Below are 23,359 nucleotides of genomic sequence, written 5' to 3' on the forward strand. Positions count from 1 at the left end.
TCGATTTCGGAGAGACCCTCATCCGGCCCTGACGGGCCACCTTCTCCCGCAAGGGGAGAAGGGTCAGGTCAACTGTAGCGGGCGATGCCCAGGTCGGCGGTTTCGATGTCCGGGGTCTGGCCGCTGATCAGGTCGGCGATGACGCGGGCCGAGCCGCAGGCCATGGTCCAGCCCAGGGTGCCGTGGCCCGTGTTCAGGAACAGGTTGTCCAGCCTGGTCTTGCCGATGACCGGGGTGCCGTCCGGCGTCATCGGGCGCAGGCCGGACCAGTAGCTGGCCGCCTTCAGGTCGCCCGCGCCGGGGAACAGCGAGCCGACCGAATGCTCCAGCGTGTTGCGGCGCTGTTCCGGCAGGACGTTGTTGTAGCCCGAGATCTCGGCCATGCCGCCGACGCGGATGCGGTCGCCCAGGCGGGTGATGGCCACCTTGTAGCTCTCGTCCATGATGGTCGAGACGGGGGCGGCGGGCTCGTCGATGATCGGGGCCGTGATCGAATAGCCCTTCACCGGATAGACCGGCAGGGTCATGCCCAGCGGCTTGACCATCTGCGGCGAGTAGGAGCCCAGAGCCAGCACATAGGCGTCGGCCGTGACCACGCCCTTGTCGGTCTTGACCCCGGTGATGCGGCCGCCCTCGGCGATCAGGCCCTGGATGGTCGTGCCGTACTGGAAGGTCACGCCCTGAGCGGCCGTCGCATGATCGGCCAGGGCGTTGGTGAATTTGAAGCAGTCGCCGGTCTCGTCGCGCGGCAGGCGCAGGCCGCCGACGAACAGGTCGCGCGTGGCTTTCAGCCCCGGCTCGGCGCGGATGCAGCCGTCCTGGTCCAGCACTTCGAACGGGACGCCGCCTTCGCGCAGGACTTCGGTGTCCTTGTAGATGCCGTCCAGCTGCTTTTGCGTGCGGAACAGCTGCAGCGTGCCCTGGGTGCGGTGATCGTACTCAAGGCCCAGCTCTTCGTTCAGCTCGGTCTGCACCACCTGGCTGTAGTCGGCCAGGCGCACCATGCGCGCCTTGTTCAGGGCATAGCGGTTCGAGGTGCAGTTGCGCAGCAGGGCCAGCAGCCAGCGCACGGTCGGGGCGTTGATCTGGGGGTGCAGGATCAGCGGGGCGTGGCGCATGAACAGCCACTTGACCGCCTTGGCCGGAATGCCGGGCGCGGCCCAGGGCGAGGAATAGCCGGGCGAGATCTCGCCCGCATTGGCGAAGCTGGTCTCCAGCGCCGGGCCGGTCTGGCGGTCGATGACGGTCACCTCATGACCCTGGCGGGCCAGGTAGTGGGCGGTGGTCACGCCGATGACGCCGGCGCCGAGAATTGCGATCTTCATGGGTCTTGACCTTGCGCGAACCAGACGCGTGGCCCCCTAGACCAGATTTTGCGCCCGTCGCGCAAGTCGCAGTTTGTGTGCGCCGCAATATCGGCGGTGTTGATAAGGACTGCCTGTGTTCGGCCGATCACGGTTGATTATTTGCTCGCTATATCGGGCAGGCGCGACAAGCTTGATCTAGGAGGATCGGGTCGGGTCGGTCAGCGGCTCGCCGTAGTGGCGGTCGCCGTGCAGATTGGCGGCCAGGGGGGCGGTGGTCCGCTCGATCAGGCGATGCACCTCGGGCTTGTCCGGCCCCTGATGCAGGGCGCGGATGCCTTCGTTGACGGCGGCGTCGGCGTGGGTGATCCGCTGGTTGTGCCGGATGTAGTCCAGCCAGGTCGGCGTCTGGTATTTCTCGACCCAGATCTGCGGTTCGGCTAGGTCGCGCATCAGGCGCCACTGGCGCGCGCCGTCGCGGCGGCGGATGCGGCGCCGTTCGTCCATCAGGGCCAGAAAGGCGTCGATGTCCTCCTCGCGGATGCGATAGGCGATGGAGACGATGACCGGCCCGCTGCGCGGTTCGATCGCCAGGGCGGTCTGCGGTTCGGTCCAGCGGCGCAGCAGGTCCATGTTGAGGTTGGCGGTCGAGGGCAGGGGCACTTTCAGGCCGATCAGCACGCACAGAACCAGCACCCCCGCCGAAACGCCCAGGGCGACGTCGACGCCATAGGTCTGGGCCAGGCTGCCCCACAGCCAGCTGCCGCCCGCCATGCCGCCGAAGGCCGCCATCTGATACAGCGCCAGCGCCCGCGCCACGACCCAGCGCGGCACCGACATCTGGACCGTGACGTTGAAGCTGGACAGCACCAGCACCCAGCCCGCCCCGGCCAGCATCAGCGCCGGCAGGGTGACGGCCAGCCAGGGGATGTAGGCCAGGCCCAGGGCCGCCGCCGCGAAGGCCAGGGCGGCGACGCGGACGATGGTCTCGGTCTCGTATTTGGCGCGCAGCCGCCCGACGAACAGCGCCCCGCCGACCGCGCCGATGCCGAACGATCCCAGCAGCAGACCGAACGCCAGGGGGCCGCCGCCGCCTTCGCGCGCGACGACGGGCATCAGGGCCTGGACCGCGCTGGCGCCGACGCCGAACACCACGGCGCGCAGCAGCACGGCGGTCACGCGCGGCGACAGGAAGGCGTAGCGCACCCCGCCCGCCATGGCCGCCAGCAGGCCCTCGCGCGGCAGGGTCTGCTTGGGCCGCTCGGGCTTCCAGCGGAACAGCACGACCAGCAGGCCCAGATAGCTGACGGCGTTGACGGCGAAGGCCGCCGCCGCGCCCGCCGCCGCCACGATCATGCCGCCCAGCGCCGGGCCGACGCTGCGGGCCATGTTGAAGCCCATGGAGTTCAGGGTCACGGCCCCGGCCAGATCCTCACGCGGGACCATGTCGCCGACCGACGCCTGCCACGCGGGGCCGTTGAAGGCCGTGCCGCAGCCGATCAGGAAGGTGAAGGTCAGCAGCACCCAGGGCGTGATCCAGCCCATCCAGGTCATGGCGGCCAGCCCCGCCGAGACCAGCAGCATGAAGGTCTGGGCCGCCAGCATGATCTTGCGCCGGTCCACCGTGTCGGCCAGCGCCCCGGCCGCCAGCGACAGCAGCATGATCGGCAGGGTGATCGACGCTTGCACCAGGGCGACCATCTGCGCTGAGGCGATGGAGGTCATCATCCACGCCGCGCCGACCGACTGGATCAGGCCGCCGAAATTGGTGACCAGGCTGGTGATCCACACCGCCCGGAAGATCGGATGCCGCAGCGGCGCCAGGGCCGAGGGGCGCTCCGGCGGGACGGACGGCGGCCCAGAAGCGGCGGCGGCGTCGGTCGAACTCATGCGGGGCGGCTCCTCGCATGGACGATACGGAGCAAGCGGGAACCGACGACGACCATGCGGGCAGTCCACACGGCTTCGACGGGGGAAGCAAGCCGGGAAGCGGTCACTCTGGGTTCCGGATTATTGGCGTCGCGAGGGCGGCGGCGGGACGCTATAGGAAGGTCGTGACCGTCCCAGCCGTTCCCCCGATGTCGTCCTCGACCCCTTTCACCGTCGCCGCCCTGTATCGTTTCGCGCCCGTGGCCGATCCGGCGGCGCTGCGCCTGCACCTGCTGGACCTGTGCGGGACGCAGGTGCGCGGCACGCTTCTGGTGGCGTACGAGGGGATCAACGGCACCATCGCCGGGCCGGAAGCCGACATCGCTCGCGTTATCGACGGCGTGCGCGCCCTGCCGGGGTTCCAGCGGCTGGAGCTGAAGTATTCGACGGCCCAGGCCATGCCCTTCCACCGTATGAAGGTGCGGGTGAAGGCCGAGATCGTCACCATGGGCCAGCCCGACATCGACCCGGTCGAGGGCGTGGGAGCCTATGTTTCGCCTCAGGACTGGAACGCCCTGATCGCCGATCCCGACACCGTTCTCATCGACACCCGCAACGACTATGAGGGCGAGATCGGCGCCTTTGAAGGCGCCGTCCAGCCCAACACCCGCACCTTCCGCGAGTTCGCCGACTGGTTCCGCACCGAGGGGCGCGCCCTGCTGGACCGGCCGACCCCGCCCAAGGTCGCCATGTACTGCACCGGCGGCATCCGCTGTGAAAAGGCCACCGCCTTCCTGAAGGCCGAGGGTGTGCGCGACGTGCATCACCTGGAAGGCGGCATCCTGAAATATCTGGAGACCGTGCCGGAGCCGGAAAGCCTGTGGCGCGGCGAGTGCTTCGTCTTCGACGAGCGGGTGGCCGTGGGGCACGGGCTCGTCGAGGGCGAACATACGTTGTGCCGGGGATGCAGGATGCCGGTCAGCCCTGAGGGGCGTCGCTCTGCCCGCTATGTCGAGGGCGTGTCCTGCGACCGCTGCTGGGACAGCCGGGATCAGGTTCAGCGCGAAGGCTACGCCGAGCGGCAGAAGCAGATGGAGATCGCCCGCGCCAGGGGCGTGGCGCACGTGGGGGCGGCGCAGAAGGGTTAGAAGTCTCTCTCCGCCCATGCCATCCTCCTGGCCTTGTCAGGAGGCCCGCCCATGTCCGCCTTGCGTCCCGTCGAGCGTCTCGACACCCATGAGGTGTCCAATCAGGTTCCGCCGCTGGAGGACGTCGACCTGTTCACCGAGGACAGGGCGCTGCACGACGCCGTGCGCCATTGGGGCGGGGCGGGGCATGTCGAGCGGCTGACCGATCTGGGCCGCCGCTGCGGCTCGGCCGAGGTGATCGACTGGGGCGTGCAGGCCAATCGCGTCCGGCCGGTGCTGGACACACACGACCGCTACGGCCGCCGCATCGACGAGGTGACGTTTCATCCGGCCTATCATCAGCTGATGGACCTGGGGCTGGGCGCAGGCCTCGCCGCCAGCGCCTGGGACGGGACGCCGAACGGGCATCTGCTGCATGCCGCGATCCTGTTCCTGACGGGGCAGGCGGATTCAGGGACCAGTTGTCCCATGACCATGACCTACGCCTCGGTCGCGGCGCTTCAGGCCGATCCGGCCGTGGGCGAGCCGTGGATCGGGGGCGTGCTGTCCGGCCGTTATGACCCTGCGGTGCGTCCGGCGAGCGAGAAGGCGGGCGTGACGATCGGCATGGCCATGACCGAGAAGCAGGGCGGCTCGGACGTGCGCGCCAACACCACCCGCGCCGAGCCGGTCGGCGAGGACGGCTGGTACAGCCTGACCGGGCACAAGTGGTTCTGCTCGGCGCCGATGTGCGACGCCTTTCTGACGCTGGCCTATGCGCCGGGCGGGCTGACCTGCTTCATCCTGCCGCGCTGGCTGCCGGACGGGACGCGCAATGCGGGCTTCCGCGTCATGCGGCTGAAGGACAAGATGGGCGACCGTTCCAACGCCTCGTCCGAGGTCGAGTATCACGGCGCTCTGGCTCAGAGGCTGGGCGAAGAGGGACGGGGCGTCGCCACCATCATCCGCATGGTCCAGCACACGCGGCTGGACTGCGTGGTCGGCTCGGCGCTGCAGATGCGCGGGGCGCTGGCGCAGGCGGCGTGGCACGCGGCGCACCGAACGGCCTTCCAGAAGCGGCTGATCGACCAGCCGATGATGGCCGCCGTCCTGACCGATCTGGCGGTGGAGAGCGAGGCGGCGACGGCCCTGTCCATGCGGCTGGCGGCGACGTTCGACGCCGACGACGCCGTGGGGCGTCTGTTGACGCCGGTGGCCAAATACTGGGTCTGCAAGCGCGCGCCCAACCTGGTCTATGAGGCGATGGAGGCGTTGGGCGGCGCGGGCTATGTCGAGACGGGACCGATGCCGCGCTTGTTCCGCCAGTCGCCGCTGAACGCCATCTGGGAAGGCTCGGGCAATGTCATCGCCCTGGACGTGCTGCGCGCGGCGAGGCGCGAGCCGGATGCGGTCGAGGCCCTGCGCGACTGGCTGGCGTCGCAGGCCGGGAAGTCCCCCGACTATGACCGCTTCATCGCCGAATTGGACGTGACGGCGAGCGAGGCGGGGGCGCGTCTGGCGGTCGAACGTCTGGCGCTGGCGGCCCAGGCGGCGGCCCTGCTGGAGATGGACAGTCCCTCGGCCGAGGCCTTCATCGCCCTTCGTCTGCGCCCGCGCGGCATGGCCTACGGGGCCTATGAGGTCGAGGCGGATCACCGGGCGGTGCTGGATCGGGCCATGCCGGTGTGAAGCCCAGATAGGACGAAGGCCCCGCGGGGGCTCCGCGAGGCCTTCGGTGGTGGAGCTAAGCGGAGTCGAACCGCTGACCTCTTGAATGCCATTCAAGCGCTCTACCAACTGAGCTATAGCCCCAGGCCGTTTCGGCTTGGTTATGTCGTCGACCGGATCAAGCGAAAGCGCCTGGAAAGGACGAAGGCCCCGCGGCGTTCCGCGAGGCCTTCGATGGTGGAGCTAAGCGGAGTCGAACCGCTGACCTCTTGAATGCCATTCAAGCGCTCTACCAACTGAGCTATAGCCCCGAACCTTTCGGTCGGTCCCGCCGGGGAGAGAATGTCGCCCCCCGGCGAGGCGCGGAAACTAGGTCAGGCCGTTTTGAAGATCAAGCGGGTCTGACACATTTTTTTCCGCTTATTTTTCCGAACCTTGCTGCTTAGTCGTCGTCGCGCGACGGCTTGGCCAGCTCTTCGTCGAGGTCATCGTCGTCTTCGTCTTCGATGAAGGGCACGGAATCGTCGTCGTCGTCCAGGACGTCGTCGTCATCGTCGCCGTCGGACGAACCCATGCCGGCGTCGTCGCCGCCCGGCTCGCCGTCGTCGTCGTCCGGGGTCAGGATCGGCTCATGGCCTTCCTGGTCGATTTCGGGGGTGGAGCCTTCGGCGTCCTCTTCGTCCTCGTCGCCGTCGACCGACTTGTCGGCGACCTGATCTTCGGATTCTTCGTCAGCGGCGTAGCCGGCGCCGCGACGCACGCGACGGCTGCGGACGGCTTCTTCCATCGGATCGAACTCGGTGTCGCACTTGGGGCAGCGAGCCGGGCGACGGTTCAGATCGTAGAATTTGGCCTGGCAGTTCGGGCAGACCTGCTTTTGGCCCAGTTCGGGATTGGCCACGTGATTAGACCTTCGGCGGGTTTAAGGGAAAATCGGAAATAGGGCGGCTCCCTTGCCACCGGCGGGGGCCGCTGTCAAAAGCCTTCTTTTCCGCGCCTGCGCGGCCCTCCTGACATTCGGAGCCTGCACCAGGGTGAGCACTCCCCAGACCTTCACCGCGTCCCGCGTTTCCGGGCTGAGAGGCGTGGTCCGCGCGCCGGGCGACAAGTCGATGTCGCATCGGGCTCTGATCTTCGGCGGCATGGCCGAGGGCGTGACCGAGATCGAGGGGCTGCTGGAAGGCGACGACATCCTGGCCACCGGCCGCGCGATGCAGGCGCTGGGCGCTTCGGTCGAGCGGATCGGCGAGGGGCGCTGGCGGGTCGAAGGGCGCGGGCCGTTGCGCTCGCCTGACGGCGTCATCGACTGCGGCAACGCCGGGACCGGGGTGCGCCTGCTGATGGGGGCGGTCGCGGGCTATGAGCTGACGGCGACCTTCGACGGCGACGCCTCCCTGCGCAAGCGGCCGATGAAGCGCGTCACTGGGCCGCTGGCCGAGATGGGCGCGCGTTTCGACTGGAACGCGGCCGAGGACCGGGTGCCGCTGACCCTGCACGGGGGCGGACTGAAGGGCGTGACCTTTGTTCAGAACGTCGCCTCGGCCCAGATCAAGTCGGCGATCCTGCTGGCCGGGCTGAACGCCACGGGCGAGACCGTCGTGGTCGAGCCGGAGAAGAGCCGGGACCACACCGAGCGGATGTTGCGCGCCTTCGGCGCCGAGCTTGAGGTGACGGAAGAAGGCGCCGGCTGGCGCATCCGTCTGCCGGGCGGACAGAGGCTGAAGGGAACCCACGTCGCCGTGCCGGGCGATCCGTCCTCGGCGGCCTTTCCGCTGGCGGCGGCCCTGGTGGTTCCGGGGTCGGAAGTGACGGTCGAGGGGGTGATGCTGAACCCGCTTCGCACCGGCCTGTTCCAGACCTGGCTGGACATGGGCGCGGACCTGAACATCACGAACCGGCGTATGGCCGGCGGCGAAGAGGTCGGCGACGTCACCGCCCGCTGCTCGGCGCTGAAGGGGATCGTGGTTCCCGAAGACCGCGCGGCCTCCATGATCGACGAATATCCGATCCTGGCCGCCACCGCCGCCTTCGCCGAGGGGCGCACCGTCATGCGCGGCGTCGGCGAGATGCGCGTCAAGGAAAGCGACCGCATCGCCCTGATGGTCGCGGGTCTGTCGGCCTGCGGCGTTCAGGTCGAAGAGGAGCCGGAGGGCTTCATCGTCACCGGCGCGCCCGGTCCGGTGCGGGGCGGCGCGACCGTCGACACCGCCCACGATCACCGCATCGCCATGAGTCATCTGGTGCTGGGTCTGGCGGCGGAGCAGCCCGTCTCGGTCCGCGATCCCGAGATGATCGCCACCAGCTTCCCCGGTTTCGTGGAGATGATGAACGGGCTGGGCGGGAACATCGTCGCGGGAGATGCAGCATGAGTCTCGTCATCGCCGTCGACGGCCCCGCCGCCTCGGGCAAGGGCACCATCGCCGCGCGCCTGGCCGCCCACTACGGCCTGCCGTATCTGGACACGGGCCTGCTGTATCGCGCCGTGGGGCTGGCGGTGCTGGATGCGGGCGAGGATCTGGGCGACGCCGAGGCGGCGGCGCAGGCCGCGCGGGCGCTGGACCTGGCGAGCCTGAACGACAATCCGCGCCTGACCGATCGCGGGGCGGGCGAGGCGGCCAGCCGGGTCGCCAGCCATCCGGGGGTGCGCGCGGCCCTGCTGAAGCTGCAGCAGGACTTCGCCGCCCAAGCGGGCGGGGCGGTGCTGGACGGGCGCGACATCGGCACGGTGATCGCGCCGGACGCTCCGGCCAAGCTCTATATCGCCGCCAGCCCCGAGGTGCGCGCCGAGCGCCGCTGGAAGCAGCTGACTGCGCGCGGCGAGGTCATCGCCTTCGAGGACATGCTGGAGGATATCCGCCGCCGCGACGCCCGCGACGCCGGTCGCGACGACGCCCCCATGGTCCAGGCGAACGACGCCGTCTTGCTGGATACGACCGATCTGGGTATAGAGGCCGCCTTCGATGCGGCCCGCCGTATCGTCGAGGCGGCGCGAGCCAGGGCCGGGATCTGATCCCGCCGGGCGAATCCAACGCTCCGATCTCCTCGACGGCCGCGGGCGTTCTGGCTTTCTCTTCGTGCGCATTGCTGCGCGCCCGGCCTCGTTTCGTGACGACCTGACTTCCTCTTTGTTTTCACCCATTCGCGCATGTCCGCTTGGCCGTGTGCGTTTCGCCCTTCATCAACCCCAAGAGTTTCCATGACTGAAACCCTCAACCCCACCCGCGACGATTTCGCCGCCCTGCTCGACGAACAGCTGCAAGGCCGCGACCTCGGCGAAGGCCAGGTCGTTCACGGCCGCGTCGTCGGCATTGAAAAAGACATCGTCATCATCGACGTCGGTCTGAAGACCGAAGGCCGCATCGCCATGCGCGAGTTCGGCCAGGGCGAAGGCGCCGTCCTGCCCAAGGTCGGCGACAACGTCGAAGTCTACCTGGAGCGCGTCGAGAACGCCCTGGGCGAGGCCGTCATCAGCCGCGACAAGGCTCGCCGCGAAGAAGCCTGGACCCGTCTGGAAGCCGTGTTCGCCGAAGGCCACCCGGTCAACGGCGCCATCGTCGGCCGCGTCAAGGGCGGCTTCACCGTCGATCTGGGCGGCGCCTCGGCCTTCCTGCCGGGCTCGCAGGTCGACATCCGCCCGGTGCGCGACGTCGGCCCGCTGATGGGCAAGGAACAGCCCTTCGCCATCCTGAAGATGGACCGTCCGCGCGGCAACATCGTCGTCTCGCGTCGCGCCATCCTGGAAGAAGCCCGCGCTGAACAGCGCACGGAGCTGGTCGGCCAGCTGCAAGAAGGCGAAATCCGCGAAGGCGTCGTCAAGAACATCACCGACTACGGCGCGTTCGTCGACCTGGGCGGCATCGACGGCCTGCTGCACGTCACGGACATGTCGTGGAAGCGCGTGTCGCACCCGTCGCAAGTCCTGGCCGTCGGCGACACCGTCAAGGTCCAGATCGTCAAGATCAACCCGGACACCCAGCGCATCTCGCTGGGCATGAAGCAGCTGCAGTCGGATCCGTGGGACGGCGTCGAAGCCAAATACCCGGTCAACGCCAAGTACACCGGCCGCGTCACCAACATCACCGACTACGGCGCCTTTGTTGAGCTGGAAGCCGGCGTTGAAGGCCTGGTCCACGTCTCGGAAATGTCCTGGACCAAGAAGAACGTCCACCCGGGCAAGATCGTCTCCACCTCGCAGGAAGTGGACGTCATCGTCCTGGACGTCGACAGCGCCAAGCGTCGTATCTCGCTGGGCCTGAAGCAGGCTCAGAACAACCCGTGGGAGGCCTTCCTGGAGGCTCACCCGGTCGGTTCGACCGTCGAAGGCGAAGTCAAGAACGCCACCGAGTTCGGCCTGTTCGTCGGCCTGGACAACGACATCGACGGCATGGTCCACTTGTCGGACCTGGACTGGAACGTGTCGGGCGAAGAAGCCATCCAGCGCTACCGCAAGGGCGAGGTCATCAAGGCCAAGGTTCTGGACGTCGACATCGAGAAGGAGCGCGTCTCCCTGGGCGTCAAGCAGCTCGGCGGCGACCCGATGGAAGGCGACACCTACAAGCGCGGCCAGCAGATCACCGTCACCGTGACGGCGATCGAGACCGGCGGCATCGAGGTGAAGTTCGGTGAAGACGACGCGCCGGTCACGGCCTTCGTCCGCAAGTCGGACCTGTCGCGCGACCGCAACGAGCAGCGCACCGAGCGCTTCGCCGTGGGCGACCGCGTCGACGCCATGATCACCGCCGTCGACAAGGCCACGCGCCGCGTCTCGGTCTCGATCAAGGCTCTGGAGATGAAGGACGAACAGGAAGCCATCGAACAGTTCGGGTCGTCGGACTCGGGCGCTTCGCTGGGCGACATCCTGGGCGCCGCGCTCAAGAACGCGTCGAAGGAATAGGTTTCCCCGTCTGACGGGAAGCCAGGGGCGGCCGGAGCGATCCGGCCGCCCTTTTTCTTTTGCGCGTCGCATCGGCGCGATCTTCTGGGAATCGATCGCAGCGTCTGTCGGCTTTTTCTCCCTGCGAGAGCCCCTTGCGCGGCGAAACCTGTCCGCCTCGAAAGCAAGAAACCTTCACGACGATACGTTTTGTCTCTTTCTTCCTGTGGCGACAGACGGTTAGGGTGTCGTCCCGGACGGTGAAGCCAAGGCGGGGGCCTGAATGATCAAGTCTGAACTGATCGAGAAACTGGCGGCTGAGAACCTGCATCTCACCCATGCTGAGGTGGAGCGGGTCGTGAACGTGATCCTGGGCCGTATGACAGAGACTCTGTCGGACGGCGGACGGGTCGAGCTTCGCGGTTTCGGCGCCTTCTCGGTGCGTAGCCGCCCGGCACGGACGGGGCGCAATCCCCGCACCGGCGAGACGGTCGAAGTCCCGGCCAAGGCCGTGCCCTTTTTCAAGAGCGGCAAGGAACTGCGCGAGCGTCTCAACGCTTCCGGCGACGCCTGACCTCTAATCGAAAGACTGAAGATCCCATGAGCCTGCTGACCGAGTTTCGGGAATTCGCCGCGCGCGGCAACGTCGTCGACCTGGCGGTCGGCGTCATCATCGGCGCTTCGTTCGGCAAGATCGTCACCAGCCTGGTCGATCAAGTGGTGATGCCGCCGATCGGCCTGCTTCTGGGCAAGGTCGACTTCTCCAAGATGGAATGGGTGCTGGTGCCGGAGAATCCGGCGACCGAGGCGGTTGAAAAGGTGGCCATCCAGTACGGCGCCTTCATCAACACCCTGATTCAGTTCCTGATCGTGGCCTTCGTGGTCTTCCTGGCGGTCAAGGCCATCAACAAGATGCGCCGCGAGCAGCCGGCCGAGCCTGCAGCCGGCCCGACGCCGACCGAAGCCCTGCTGGCCGAAATCCGCGACGAGCTGAAGGCGCGCCCCTAAGGGGATGTCGCAGCGAGGGTCGTCTCAGGCCCTCGCTTCCACCGCTGAGCGGTGCGCGGGCGCCGGCGTCAGCCGCAGGGCGGCGCTGGCCCGCGCGGGCAGCGGCCGCAAACAGAAGGAATAGTCGCCGTCATAGGGGGTGGGCCGCCAGCCCGCGTCCTGCATCCCTGTATCGAAGGCGACATGACAGTGGCCCCAGCCGCCTTCCTGGCGGGCCTTGTCGACGAGCGGACCTAGGGCCTGAAGCAAGTTAGGCGAAACCGTTTGCAGACGCACCTTGGCCGCGCCCAGCGTCGGAGCCAGGATGCGTAATCCTTCCACCAGGGTCTGTACGGCCGACGGTTCGCTCTCGAGACCGACCAGGTCGATGATCTCCAGAATCGGCGGCTCTAGCGGCGTCTGCTTGTTCAGCATGGCCAGGGCGAAGCCGTCGATCCGCCCATCCGCGCGATGCGCCAGGACCAGCGGAGGCACCGTCAGATCCGGGTCAGACAGGCGCCAGCGCATCATCGCGGGGCTGCGGTCGGCGACCAGTCGCCCTTCGCGTCGCAAGGCGCCCCAGAACCGAGCGTAATCCGAATTGTCGCCCAGGTCGTCGAGCAGGTCGACCGTGGCAGGCAGGCGAGACTGGGCGCGCTGCAGTCGTCCGCTGAGCAGGCGAGGGAGGGGCGCCAACTGCTCGCCTAGCAGACGCGCCACCTGGGGAGCATGATCCACGACGCGACGCAGGCCGCGCCCGTAAAGGCAGGCCAGAGGATCAACCAGCCAGGACAGCTTGATGTCGTGCGTCGGCGGCGGCCAGGGCGTCATGCCGTGACGCTTGTACAGAGGACTTGAGCGTGCGTTCGCGTTAAACGTGTATTTGGCGAAGCAGCCCGTCTGCTGCACGAACGCGCGAACCAGGTCGCGGCTGCGGCCCTTGTGCGCGGGCGGCACGACGATGGAGTAGCCGGTCGCTCCGTACAGGGCTTCGTCGCCCCGCCAGAAGCGTTGGATGAAATTGCCGGCGCAGGCGACCGGCCCGTCGCCGTTGTCGATGACCCAACCCTGGGGCGCGTTCCGGCCCACAGCCGCGGGGTTTGACCATAGCCAGGTCCATCCCTCGGCTGAGCGCTGAGGCCACCATACGCTGTGGTACAGGGCGTTCACGGCGTGTAGGTCCGAGTGGCGAACCGGGCGGATGGACATCCTGCGCGTCTCCAAAGGCGGAACACAAGACGCCTACCTGGCCGTAAAAGAGTGTCAATTCGGCTAATGACACGCATAGGGCGAAGAAACGCCTCGGCTGCGACGTCATGTAGGCCGGATTTCGCCGTTAACGCTTGTTTGCAATCCGTGACCGTGCTGTTTCTGCACGCTTCCGCGCCCGTCGGGGGCGTCAGAAAATGGAGCTTGCCGTTGAGAACGACGGACGGAGGGGGCGCGCGATCGGCGCGCCGGCCCGGCACTCGAGGGGGCGCAGCCCAGGCGATGGCTATGAATGAAACGATGTCGATCATGATCTGCGCGGGGGCCCAGGCATGAATATCGTCATCGCGATCGGTCTGATCATCACCCTGGTCACGGGCGTGCCCGTGCTGATGCAGATCCTGAAGAACCACCCGCGCGGGCTGATCATCCTGTTCTTCGCGGAGATGTGGGAGCGTTTCTCCTACTATGGGATGCGCGGCATCCTGATCTTCTTCCTGACGCAGCACTTCCTGTTCGACGACGCCTTGGCGGGTTCGACCTACGGCTCCTACACCTCGCTGGTGTATCTGTTGCCGCTGCTGGGCGGCATGATGGCCGACCGCTTCATCGGCACGCGCAAGGCCGTGGCCTTCGGCGCCCTGTTGCTGGTCGCCGGTCACGCCATGATGGCCTTCGAGGGCCGCCCGGCCACCGAAACCCTGACCTATCAGGGCGCGGCCTATGAGATTTCGGCCGAGGGCCGGGGCGCCGCGCGCGACGTGGGCATCGTGATCGACGGTCAGAAGTACGCCTTCGCCCCGGTCGAGAACGGCCTGGCGATCAAGGATCTGCCGCAAGGCGCGCCGATTCCGGCCGTGCTGCCGACCGGCGAATACAAGATCGACGTCACCCGCGATATGGCGGGCATCAACGTCTTCTACCTGGCCGTGGCTCTGATCATCATGGGCGTGGGCTATCTGAAGCCGAACATCTCCACCATCGTGGGGCAGTTGTATCCCGAGGGTGATCCGCGCCGGGATTCGGGCTTCACCCTCTATTATTACGGCATCAACCTGGGGGCCTTCTGGGCCGCGGTGCTGTGCGGCTACCTGGGTCAGACGGTCGGCTGGTGGGCGGGCTTCGGCTTGGCCGGCGTCGGCATGGCGCTGGGCTGGGTCGTCTTCGTCCTGGGCAAGCCCCTGCTGCAGGGCAAGGGCGAGCCGCCGGCCGAGGGCAATCTCAAGAAGCCTTTCCTGGGGCCGCTGAACCGCGAATGGTCGATCTATCTGCTCAGCATCCTGGGCGTCGGCGTGGTGTGGTTTATGGTTCAGCGCAACGCACTGGTGGGCTGGGTGCTGGGCGCCGCGACCCTCGCGTCGCTGGCCTTCATCGCCTACATCATCATCAAGGTCTGCGAGAACCGCATCCAGCGCGAGCGCATGATGCTGGCGGTGGTGCTGATCATCGGCTCGGTGGTCTTCTTCACCTTGTTCGAACAGGCGGGCACGTCGCTGAACCTGTTTGCTGACCGGAACGTCGACCTCAGCCTGACGCCGACGGCGGTGCAGTTCCTGGGCGTCACCATCGGCACGCCCTCGCAACTGGCTGCGGCGGGCATCACTCCGTCGGGCTTCTGGATCGACGCCACGGTGACGGCGGCACAGACCCAGTCGTTCAACGCCGGCTTCATCCTGATCTTCGCGCCGATCATGGCGGCCCTGTGGGCCTTCCTGGGCAAGCGCAACCTGGACCCGAATCCGACGCTGAAGTTCGGTCTCGGCCTGCTGCAGGTCGGCCTGGGCTTCATGATCGTGGTGTGGGGCGCGGGCATGGCCGACTCGGCCTTCCAGATGCCGATCCTGCTGCTGGGTCTGCTCTACATGTTCCACACCCTGGGCGAGCTGTTCCTGTCGCCGGTGGGCCTGTCGGAGATCACCAAGCTGTCGCTGGCCAAGGTGGTCAGCTTCATGATGGCCGTGTGGTTCCTGGCCTCGTCCATCGCCCAGTACGTCGGCGGCTGGATCGCCGGCCTAGCCGGCACCGAAACCGTGGGCGGCCAGGTGCTGGATCCCGGCGCGGCGCTGCGCACCTCGCTCGAGGTGTTCGAGATGCTGGGCCTGTGGGGCATGGGCATTGGCGTCGGCTTCATCGTCCTCAGCTTCTTCATCAAGGGCTGGTCGCACGAGAAGGCGGCGCATTAAGCGACGACGGTCGCGGTCGGTCCGGCGTTGAGGCGTCGGACCGGCTGACACAAGGAAAGGGCGGCGTCTCGCAGGAGGCGCCGCCCTTTTCAGTTGGTCCGGGATCGCCCGCCTGGCGCCGGCTCGCGTTGGGGGGACGAGACGACGACCGGAGGGTTCTCTTCTTATGGCTCAGAAGGTCTTGCGCAGGCGGATCTGGTAGAAGGTCCGCGGGTCGACGAAGCGGTTCTCGACGAAGGCGATCGGTCGGGCGATGCGGTCCCCGAACTCGGTGCGCTCGACGTTGAAGTCATCCCAGATGTTGATCTGGCCGCGGATCGCCAGGGTCGGCGTCGGCTTGTATTCAGCCCACAGCTCGTAATAGTCGTGGCCGCGCCAGCCGGAGATCTGGTCCGGCCGATAGTTCTTCTGGCCCAGCAGCGGAATCCAGGCGCCGCCCCACTGCAGCTTCAAACGGGTGACGTCCTGCTGGAAGGAGATGGTCGCCTGGCTGGCGCGTATGCCCGAGATGGGGCGGGTCTCGCCGGTGGTGGGGTCGGTGACCTCAGTATGGTTCCAGGTGTTCTTGAAGCTGAACTTGCCTCCGGACAGACCCAGCTTGTCGGTCGGGACGGTGACGTTCAGCACCAGCTGGTCCAGCGTGCCGTCGCCGATGTTGCCCACGGCCGCATAGCCGCCGTCCAGAGGGATGACGTCGATGGCGTCGGTGATCTCGTCATGGCGCAGGCCGACGCTGACGATGCCTTCGCCCCAGAAGCGTTTCTCGAAGGTCAGTTCGCTGACCCAGCGCTGTTCCGGCTGCAGATCGACGTTGCCGCCGAAGACGCTTTCGTTCTGGAGCTCGGCCGAGGCGGCGAAGTCGCCGAAGTCCAACTGGCCGACCGTGCGCTCGATCCGCAGGCGGACCTGGGTGTTCGCCATCGGCGTCCAGGTCGTCAGCAGGCGCGGCTTGGCGTAGACGAAGCTCTTCTCCTGCTCGGCGTCGCCCGACTGGCTGATGGTCGAGGATTCCAGTCTCAGGCCGCCTTCCAGCGTCCATTTGGGATTGATGCGCCAGGTGGCCTTGCCGAACAGCTCGCCGCGCGTCTCCTCGACCTTGACCGAGGCCGAGGGCAGGGGAATGGGCGTTCCGCCGACCGAATAGGCCTGCTCGACCTCCAGCATGTTGTAGGCGATCTCGCCCCCGCCTTCGAACTCCAGGGCGGCGGACCGCTCGAAGCGCAGCAGGCCGCGCAGGATAGTCTCGGATGAATCGCCGGTTGCGGCGAAACGCTGGATCGGCTCCTCGATGTCGGCTTCGCGGTTGCGCGACGTGGCGACGTTGTCGAACTCCTCGAACTCGTGAATGAAGCGCGTCTCCAGCTTCAGTCGCTCGGACAGAGGGCGGGTGTAGACCACGCCGACCTCGCCGCTCTTGGTGTCCTCGTCGAACAGGGCTTCGCGGCGGACGCCCGGCGCCGTCTGGCGGTTGATGTTGTGCCAGTCGTTGATCCCGTAGCGCGCCGTCAGGTCGACCTTGCCGCCCAGCAGGGGGCTTGAGAAGTTGCCGCGGATTGAGTTCCCGCCGCCGTAGCCGTCGTTGTAGTAATCCTCGGCGCGCAGCAGCTCGCCGTTCGGGCCGACCCGGCGCAACGGCCCGGCGCCGTTGGAGTCGCTGCTGGAGATGCCGTCGCTCAGCGTCACGCCCCAGGTGCGGTCGCCCTTGCGCTCGGTGAACTGATAGGAGCCGCCGTACAGATCCTGGCCGCCCTCGAACAGGCTGGCGTTGAAGGTGGCGATGTGTTCGCGGCTGGTCGTGTTCTTCAGGATGATGTTGGCGACGACGGAATAGCCCTGCATCTCGATGCCCGGCGCCCCGCCGCGGATCAACTCGATGCGCTCGACCTGGCTGGCCACGGTGCGGCCCAGGACGTTGGAGCCGGTGTCGTTCTTCGATGCGGGGCGCGAGCCGTTGATCAGGACGTTGCCGACCGCGCCTTCAAAGCCGCGCGCGCCGTCGCCGTCGTTGACCGAGAAGCCGGGCACCCGGTTGACCATGTCCAGCGCCGTGTTCGGGCGGGCGTCGGCGAAGAAGTCGGGGGTGAAGATCAGCACCGCCTGATCGCCGTGCGCGGCAGACTGGCGCACGGGCGCGGCGGGCGCATCGGCGGCGAGCGCGGTAGTCGGCGCGGCGGCCAGCAATAGGGCGGTGGTCGCCAGCAAGGCGCTCTTGGTGTTCATGACGTCCCTCTCCCTCGGTGTCCGGCAGAGGTTTGGCGGCGTGGCGGTTCGATCTCCAGTTACAAGCCCGACAGGTGGATTAAATCGCTGACACTATTACGGAATAGTCACGTGCGGCGAGCTGGGCGCGGGTTATGTTGCCACGATGAAAGCTCGTCTCGTGGCCGCCTCTGCCGCTGTTCTGATCGCCGCTGCGGCGCCCGTCGCGAGCTCGGCCGGTTCGCCGCCGCTGTCGCAAGAAGAGACCGCGACCCGGGTGGACGAGGTGGTCGTCACCGCGCGGCGGGCGGGCGCGCCGATGTGGACGGTGCGGCGCGACGGCGAGGGGGTGATGATCCTGGTCGGCGCCATCGAGGAGGCGCCGCGCGATTTCGAATGGCGCGCCCAGGCGCTGGAGGAGGCCGCCGCCCGTTCCGACCGCATCCTGTTCCCACAGCGCGGCCGAGCCTCGCCCGCCGACGTCCTGCGCCTGATGTGGCGCATCCGCACCATCGGCTGGCTGCCGGAAGGCGCGACGACGGCCGACTATCTGACGCCCGAGGATCAGGCGCGGCTGGAGGCCCTGATGGCGGACGAAAAGACCGACCAGTGGCGGCGGCACAGTCTACTGATGCTGGCCATCGACCTGTTCAAGGACAAGGCGGGCGAGAAGGACGCCCGGCCGGTCGGCGCCGACGACGCCGTGCGCCGCGCCGCCCGCAAGGCGCGCGTGCCGATCCGCTCCGTCGGGGTGGTGCGCGGCGCCGATCTGGTGGAGAGCCTGATCTCCGCTCCGCCCCTGACGCATCGCGAATGCCTGCGCGCCGCCCTGTCGGCGGCCGAACTGGGACCGGAGGCGGTGCGCCTGCGGGCCGAGGCCTGGCGCGGGCTGCGGGTGGCCGAGGTGCTGGCCTCGCCGGTCGATCAGGCGGTGGACCGCTGCTGGCCCTGGGGCGATCCGCAGATCGGGCCGCAACTGCGTACGGAATGGACCGACGCCATCGCCCAGGCCCTGAACCAGCCCGGCCTGACCATGGCCGTCGCCCCGCTGCGTCGTCTGGCCGAGCCGGGCGGCGTGCTGGATGCGCTGGAGGCCCAGGGCTTCGAGGTGGACGGTCCGCAGTGGAAGGCGGCGCCTTCGGGCGGCTGAAGACGTCGGACGGGGCTTAGGAAGGGGAGGGGACGCCATGAGATCAAAAGGCGCAATGGTTCTCGCAGCGGCGATGATTCTGGTGTCGGGGACGCCGACCTGGGCTCAGGACGAAGCCGCAACGACTCTTGAGGACATCGTCGTGGTGGCGCGTCGATCGGGTGCGCCGACATGGGAGATTCGCAACGGAGAGAGCGTCGTGATCATCGTAGGGGCGCTCTCGGCCGTGCCGCGCGACATCGTCTGGCGGCCCGAGGCGCTGGAGGCGGCGGTGTTACAGGCGGACGCCATCGTCATGTCCCAGACGGCGACGATGAGCCTGGGGGATTACATGCGCATGCGCCGCGCCCGCGCCCGTCTGCCGGATGGCGCGACGACAGCGGATTATCTTGAAGCCGATCAACTGGCTCGGCTGGAGGCCCTGGGCGCCCGCTATCGCCAGAACTACGCCGACCGGGGGCTGGTGGCCGTTGCGCGCGATCTGCTGGACGACCGGCTGGCCTATGAGCGCGGTGCGGGGCGCGGCGTGCTGACGACGGTCCGCTCCATGGCGCGTAAGGCGAAGAAATCGACGGTTCACGTTGGAGACCTGGACGCTCGCCATGTCGACGAGGCCGTCGCCGTGCCGGACGACAACCAGATCGCCTGTCTCTCGGCCGCCATTCGCGCGACCGAGGCGGGAAAGGACGGCATGGCTCAGAGGGGCGCGAGCTGGGCCAGGCAGGACGTTCGTGCGGTCATGGCCAGTCCGTTGGAACAGGCGGTCGACCATTGCGCCATGTTCGCCGATAGCGATCTGCGCCGGAACGGCCGCACGCAGTGGAGCGAGGCGCTGGCCGACGCCCTGACGGCCGCCCGAACCACCCTGATGGTCATGCCGATCAGCGTCGCGGCGGAAGCTGGCGGTCTGCTGGATCAGGCGGCGGCAAGGGGACTGGAGGTCAGCGGTCCCGAATGGCGCGTGTCCTCCACGCACGAAGGCGGTTGACGCCCGGCCTCCGAAGGCCGACGCCGGGGGCATGAGCGACATCGAACCCAGACTCACTTCCTTGGCCCATGGCGGCGGCTGCGGCTGCAAGATCGCGCCTGACGTGCTGCAGTCCATCCTGGCCTCGACGCCGCGCACGGCGGCCTTCGCCGATCTGATGGTGGGGACCGAGACTTCGGACGACGCGGCGGTCTGGCGGTTGAACGACCAGCAGGCCCTGGTGGCCACGACCGACTTCTTCATGCCGATGGTGGACGACCCGTTCGACTTCGGCCGGATCGCGGCGGCCAACGCCCTGTCGGACGTCTACGCCATGGGGGCGACGCCGATCTTCGCCCTGGCCATCGTCGGCATGCCGGTCGGCAAGCTGTCGCCCCAGACCATCGGCCGGGTGCTGGAAGGCGGGGCGTCCGTCTGCGCCGAGGCGGGCGTTCCCGTGGCGGGCGGCCATTCGATCGACAGCCTGGAGCCGATCTACGGCCTGGTCGCCTTGGGCCTGACGCATCCCGATCGGGTGTTGACCAATCGCGGCGCGCGGGCGGGCGACGTGCTGATCCTGACCAAGGCGCTAGGCGTCGGCGTGCTGAGCGCCGCCTATAAGCAGGGGCGGCTGGAGGCGGGCGGCTATGAGGCCCTGATCGGTTCGACCACCAAGCTCAACACGCCGGGGCCGAAGCTGGCGGCGATGGACGGCGTCCATGCGGTGACGGACGTGACCGGCTTCGGCCTGCTGGGCCATGCGCTGGAGATGGCGCGCGGCGCGGGCCTGACGGTCGAGATCGACGCCGACGCGCCTGTGTTTCTGGACGGGTCGCCCGCCCTGGCTCAGACCGGGGTGCGGACCGGCGCCTCGGTGCGCAACTGGGCGGCCTATGGCGGGGCGGTGACGCTGGACGCCGAACTGCCGGAATGGCGGCGCGACCTGCTGACTGATCCCCAGACCTCGGGCGGCCTGCTGATCGCCGTCGCGCCCGAGGCGGTGCAAGGCGTGATGGCGCTGGTTCAGGGCATGGGCTTCGCCTCGGCGCGCCGCGTCGGCCGGGTGCGCGAGGGTGCGCCTTCCGTGGTCGTGAAGGCGGGCGGCTGATGGCGCGGCTGACGGCGGACGTGTCGCTGGGGGCGCTCGCCCGCTACGACGCCGTCATCGACGTGCGCAGCCCCGGCGAATTCGCCGAGGACCACCTGCCCGGCGCGATCAACCTGCCGGTGTTGGACGACGCCCAGCGGGCCGAGGTGGGGACGCTTTACGTTCAGACGTCGAAATTCCTCGCCCGCCGCCTGGGCGCGGCCCTGGTGGCGCGCAACATCGCCGCGCATCTGGACGGGGCGCTGGGCGACCGCGACGGCGGGTTTCAGCCCCTGGTCTATTGCTGGCGCGGCGGACAGCGCTCGACGGCCATGACCACGGTGATGGAGCAGGTCGGCTGGCCCGTCACGCGGCTGGAGGGCGGCTATCAGAGCTGGCGCCGGACGGTGGCCGCCGCCCTGCATGACCTGGAGACGGCCCCGACGCTGAAGCTGGTCCTGCTGGACGGCCTGACCGGCAGCGGCAAGACCGAGGTGCTGGCGCGCCTGGCGGATTACGGCGTCCAGAGCCTGGATCTGGAAGGGCTGGCGGCGCATCGCGGCTCCCTGTTCGGGCGCACCGAGACGGAGCAGCCGTCGCAGAAGCTGTTTGAGAGCCGTCTCTATGCGGCGCTTTCCGCCCTCGACCTGAGCCGTCCCGTGGTGGTCGAGGCCGAGGCCAGCCGCATCGGCCGCCTGACCGTGCCGCCCGTGCTGTGGGCGGCGATGAAGGCGGCGCCCGCCTTGCGCCTGTCCGCCCCGTTCGAGGCGCGGGTCGAGCGGGTGCTGCGCGACTATCAGGCGGCGACCGAGGATGCGGCCGTGCGCGCCGCCCTGCTGGCGCGGATGCCCAGCCACCACAGCCGAGAGCGGATCGCGCAGTGGCGCGCCCTGTCCCAGGCGGGCGATCTGCGCGCCCTGGCGACGGCCCTGATGCGCGAGCACTACGACCCGGCCTATCGCCGCGCGTCTGCGGGGGCGCGCGATCTGGACGAGATCACGATGGACGGCGGCGCTGAGAGCGATCTGGATCGCGCCGCTGAGGCTGTGGCGGTGCGGGCGGCCGCGCTCTAGACCGCCGTGCCGCCGACCGTCAGGCCGCCGATCTTGAGACTGGGTTGGCCGATGCCGACGGGGACGCCCTGACCGGCCTTGCCGCAGGTGCCGACGCCGGGGTCGAAGGCGAAGTCGTCGCCGATCATCTGGATCTGGGTCAGGGCCGTGGCGCCGTCGCCGATCAGGGTGGCGCCGCGCACAGGCGCGGTGATCTTCCCGTCCTCGATCAGATAGGCCTCGGTGCACTGGAAGACGAACTTGCCGTTGGTGATGTCCACCTGGCCGCCGCCGAAGTTGGCGGCGTAGAGGCCGCGCTTGGTGCTGGCGATCATGTCCGCCTGCGAATCCTTGCCGCCTTCCATGAAGGTGTTGGTCATGCGCGGCATGGGCGTATGGGCGAAGGACTGGCGGCGGCCGTTGCCGGTGGCGTTGGCGCCCAGCTGACGCGCCGACAGCCGGTCGTGCATCAGGCCGACCATGATCCCGTCCTCGATCAGCACGGTGCGCGAGGTCGGGGTGCCTTCGTCGTCGAACGACAGGGAGCCGCGACGCCCGGCGATGGAGCCGTCGTCCACGACCGTCACGCCCGGCGCGGCGACGCGCTTGCCCATCATGCCGGTGAAGACCGACGAGCCCTTGCGGTGGAAGTCGCCCTCGAAGCCGTGGCCGACCGCTTCGTGCAGCAGGACGCCGGGCCAGCCCGCGCCCAGCACCACGTCCATCTCGCCCGCCGGGCAGTCGACGGCGTCCAGATTGACCAGGGCCTGACGCAGGGCCTCGTCCACCTGGGCCTGCCAGCGTTCGGGGGCGACCCATTGCTCAAAGCCCGCGCGGCCGCCCGCGCCGGACGAGGCGCTCTCGCGACGGCCGTCCTTCTCGACGGTGACGGAGACGTTCAGCCGCACCAGCGGGCGCAGGTCGCTGAGCAGCCGTCCGTCGCCGCGCAGGATGTCGATGGCGCGTCGCTCGCCGACCAGGGAGGCCGAGACCTGCACCACGCGCGGATCGCGGGCGCGGGCCCAGGCGTCGATCTCGGCCAGCAGGGCGATCTTGTCCGAGAAGGCCGGGGCCAGCAGCGGATCGACCGGATCATAGAGGCGCTGGTTGGTGTCGCGCGGCGCCTCGGCGGCGGTTCCGTTATAGCCGCGCTTGGCCAGGGCGGCGCTGTCGGCGGCGCGGCGGATGGCGGCGGCGGAGATTTCATTGGCGTGGGCGTAACCGGCCGTCTCGCCCGCCACGACGCGCAGGCCGAAGCCCTCGACGGCGTCATAGGAGGCGCCCTTCAGCCGCCCGTCGTCGAAGACCAGGGATTCGCTCTCGGTTTTTTCGAGGAACAGCTCCCCGTCGTCGGCGCCCGCCAGGGCGGTCTGCAGGATCGACAGGGCCTCGTCCGGGGCTACGCCCGCGGCGTCGAGGATGGGGGAAGGGGAGGCGACGGTGCTCATGGACGCTAGATAGGGGCTGAGGAGCGCGGCGTCACGGGGGCAGCAAAAACCCTCTCCTGTTGGGAGAGGGCTTGAGCGCACGAGAGCGTAGCGATCGTTCTTGCGCGAAAGGGTGAGGGTTCGCGGTTAATGAGGTCGCGCGACGGCTGACGCCGACGGCCGGGACAAGCCCCTCACCCTTTCGCCTGCTCCAATCGCCTTCGGCTCTTGGAGGCTCAAGCCCTCTCCCGCCGGGA

Annotated in this window: 18 protein-coding genes and 2 tRNA genes; 12 read left to right on the plus strand and 8 right to left on the minus strand. The window is 68.4% G+C overall.

All coding sequences use genetic code 11. The features are described 5' to 3' along the window. Nucleotides 1-68 precede the first annotated feature (68 nt). Nucleotides 69-1,349, minus strand: a complete 1,281-nt coding sequence (locus BJP32_RS08485; protein ID WP_369822401.1) for a D-amino acid dehydrogenase — start codon at nt 1,347-1,349, stop codon at nt 69-71. A 153-nt stretch (nt 1,350-1,502) separates the two neighbouring features. After that, nucleotides 1,503-3,194, minus strand: a complete 1,692-nt coding sequence (locus BJP32_RS08490) for an MFS transporter (protein WP_046652159.1) — start codon at nt 3,192-3,194, stop codon at nt 1,503-1,505. Nucleotides 3,195-3,382: 188 nt separating this feature from the next. On the opposite strand from BJP32_RS08490, the gene BJP32_RS08495 reads away from it, so the two are divergent. Beyond that, nucleotides 3,383-4,321, plus strand: a complete 939-nt coding sequence (locus BJP32_RS08495) for a rhodanese-related sulfurtransferase (RefSeq protein ID WP_046652158.1) — start codon at nt 3,383-3,385, stop codon at nt 4,319-4,321. Between the two features lie 51 nt (nt 4,322-4,372). Beyond that, on the plus strand, nt 4,373-5,989 hold the full coding sequence (locus BJP32_RS08500) for an acyl-CoA dehydrogenase family protein (RefSeq protein WP_046652156.1): 1,617 nt from the start codon (nt 4,373-4,375) through the stop codon (nt 5,987-5,989). A gap of 47 nt (nt 5,990-6,036) precedes the next feature. Here the strand turns inward: BJP32_RS08500 and BJP32_RS08505 are convergent. The 3 genes from BJP32_RS08505 to BJP32_RS08515 form a co-directional block, all read right to left on the minus strand. Beyond that, a tRNA-Ala gene (locus BJP32_RS08505) sits at nt 6,037-6,112 on the minus strand. Between the two features lie 91 nt (nt 6,113-6,203). Further along, nucleotides 6,204-6,279: transfer RNA gene (locus tag BJP32_RS08510), tRNA-Ala, on the minus strand. Nucleotides 6,280-6,410: 131 nt separating this feature from the next. Beyond that, nucleotides 6,411-6,869, minus strand: a complete 459-nt coding sequence (locus BJP32_RS08515; protein WP_076223658.1) for a TIGR02300 family protein — start codon at nt 6,867-6,869, stop codon at nt 6,411-6,413. 133 nt (nt 6,870-7,002) lie between these two features. Between BJP32_RS08515 and aroA the strand changes: the two genes are divergently transcribed. From aroA to mscL, 5 genes are all read left to right on the plus strand, one after another. Next, nucleotides 7,003-8,337, plus strand: coding sequence for a 3-phosphoshikimate 1-carboxyvinyltransferase (aroA, locus tag BJP32_RS08520; RefSeq protein ID WP_046652153.1), 1,335 nt, complete (start codon nt 7,003-7,005; stop codon nt 8,335-8,337). Beyond that, complete coding sequence (gene cmk, locus BJP32_RS08525; RefSeq protein ID WP_076223660.1) at nt 8,334-8,978, plus strand: (d)CMP kinase; 645 nt, start codon at nt 8,334-8,336, stop codon at nt 8,976-8,978. Before aroA ends, cmk begins: the two co-directional genes overlap by 4 nt. A 186-nt stretch (nt 8,979-9,164) precedes the next feature. Further along, complete coding sequence (gene rpsA / locus BJP32_RS08530; protein ID WP_003165993.1) at nt 9,165-10,862, plus strand: 30S ribosomal protein S1; 1,698 nt, start codon at nt 9,165-9,167, stop codon at nt 10,860-10,862. A gap of 262 nt (nt 10,863-11,124) precedes the next feature. Then, nucleotides 11,125-11,415 carry an integration host factor subunit beta gene (locus BJP32_RS08535; protein ID WP_003165992.1) on the plus strand — a complete coding sequence of 97 codons (291 nt, stop codon included), beginning with the start codon at nt 11,125-11,127 and terminating at the stop codon, nt 11,413-11,415. A gap of 26 nt (nt 11,416-11,441) precedes the next feature. Next, nucleotides 11,442-11,849 carry a large-conductance mechanosensitive channel protein MscL gene (mscL, locus tag BJP32_RS08540; protein ID WP_003165991.1) on the plus strand — a complete coding sequence of 136 codons (408 nt, stop codon included), beginning with the start codon at nt 11,442-11,444 and terminating at the stop codon, nt 11,847-11,849. 24 nt (nt 11,850-11,873) lie between these two features. On the opposite strand, the gene BJP32_RS08545 is transcribed toward mscL, so the two are convergent. Further along, nucleotides 11,874-13,037, minus strand: a complete 1,164-nt coding sequence (locus BJP32_RS08545; protein ID WP_046652151.1) for a hypothetical protein — start codon at nt 13,035-13,037, stop codon at nt 11,874-11,876. Between the two features lie 332 nt (nt 13,038-13,369). Between BJP32_RS08545 and BJP32_RS08550 the strand changes: the two genes are divergently transcribed. Further along, nucleotides 13,370-15,220 (plus strand): peptide MFS transporter, encoded by a 1,851-nt coding sequence (locus BJP32_RS08550; protein ID WP_046652150.1) that lies wholly within the window; start codon nt 13,370-13,372, stop codon nt 15,218-15,220. 171 nt (nt 15,221-15,391) lie between these two features. Here the strand turns inward: BJP32_RS08550 and BJP32_RS08555 are convergent, their stop codons facing one another. Continuing rightward, a complete protein-coding gene (locus BJP32_RS08555) occupies nt 15,392-17,440 on the minus strand; it encodes a TonB-dependent siderophore receptor (RefSeq protein WP_076223662.1) in 2,049 nt (682 codons plus the stop codon). 160 nt (nt 17,441-17,600) lie between these two features. On the opposite strand from BJP32_RS08555, the gene BJP32_RS08560 reads away from it, so the two are divergent. The 4 genes from BJP32_RS08560 to mnmH are packed head-to-tail and all read left to right on the plus strand — an operon-like array spanning nt 17,601 to nt 21,696. Then, the gene (locus BJP32_RS08560; RefSeq protein ID WP_233126778.1) at nt 17,601-18,569 is read left to right on the plus strand and encodes a TraB/GumN family protein; all 969 of its coding nucleotides are present in this window, start codon (nt 17,601-17,603) and stop codon (nt 18,567-18,569) included. A 55-nt stretch (nt 18,570-18,624) separates the two neighbouring features. Next, on the plus strand, nt 18,625-19,557 hold the full coding sequence (locus BJP32_RS08565; protein WP_158043303.1) for a TraB/GumN family protein: 933 nt from the start codon (nt 18,625-18,627) through the stop codon (nt 19,555-19,557). 31 nt (nt 19,558-19,588) lie between these two features. After that, on the plus strand, nt 19,589-20,644 hold the full coding sequence (gene selD, locus BJP32_RS08570) for a selenide, water dikinase SelD (RefSeq protein ID WP_076223666.1): 1,056 nt from the start codon (nt 19,589-19,591) through the stop codon (nt 20,642-20,644). After that, nucleotides 20,644-21,696 (plus strand): tRNA 2-selenouridine(34) synthase MnmH, encoded by a 1,053-nt coding sequence (gene mnmH, locus BJP32_RS08575; protein ID WP_076223668.1) that lies wholly within the window; start codon nt 20,644-20,646, stop codon nt 21,694-21,696. Before selD ends, mnmH begins: the two co-directional genes overlap by 1 nt. On the opposite strand, the gene tldD is transcribed toward mnmH, so the two are convergent. After that, nucleotides 21,693-23,123, minus strand: coding sequence for a metalloprotease TldD (gene tldD, locus BJP32_RS08580; protein WP_076223669.1), 1,431 nt, complete (start codon nt 23,121-23,123; stop codon nt 21,693-21,695). The genes mnmH and tldD overlap by 4 nt on opposite strands. Nucleotides 23,124-23,359: the final 236 nt, after the last annotated feature.

This window comes from Brevundimonas sp. ZS04 (genome assembly GCF_001956865.1).
Taxonomy (GTDB): Bacteria; Pseudomonadota; Alphaproteobacteria; order Caulobacterales; family Caulobacteraceae; genus Brevundimonas; species Brevundimonas diminuta.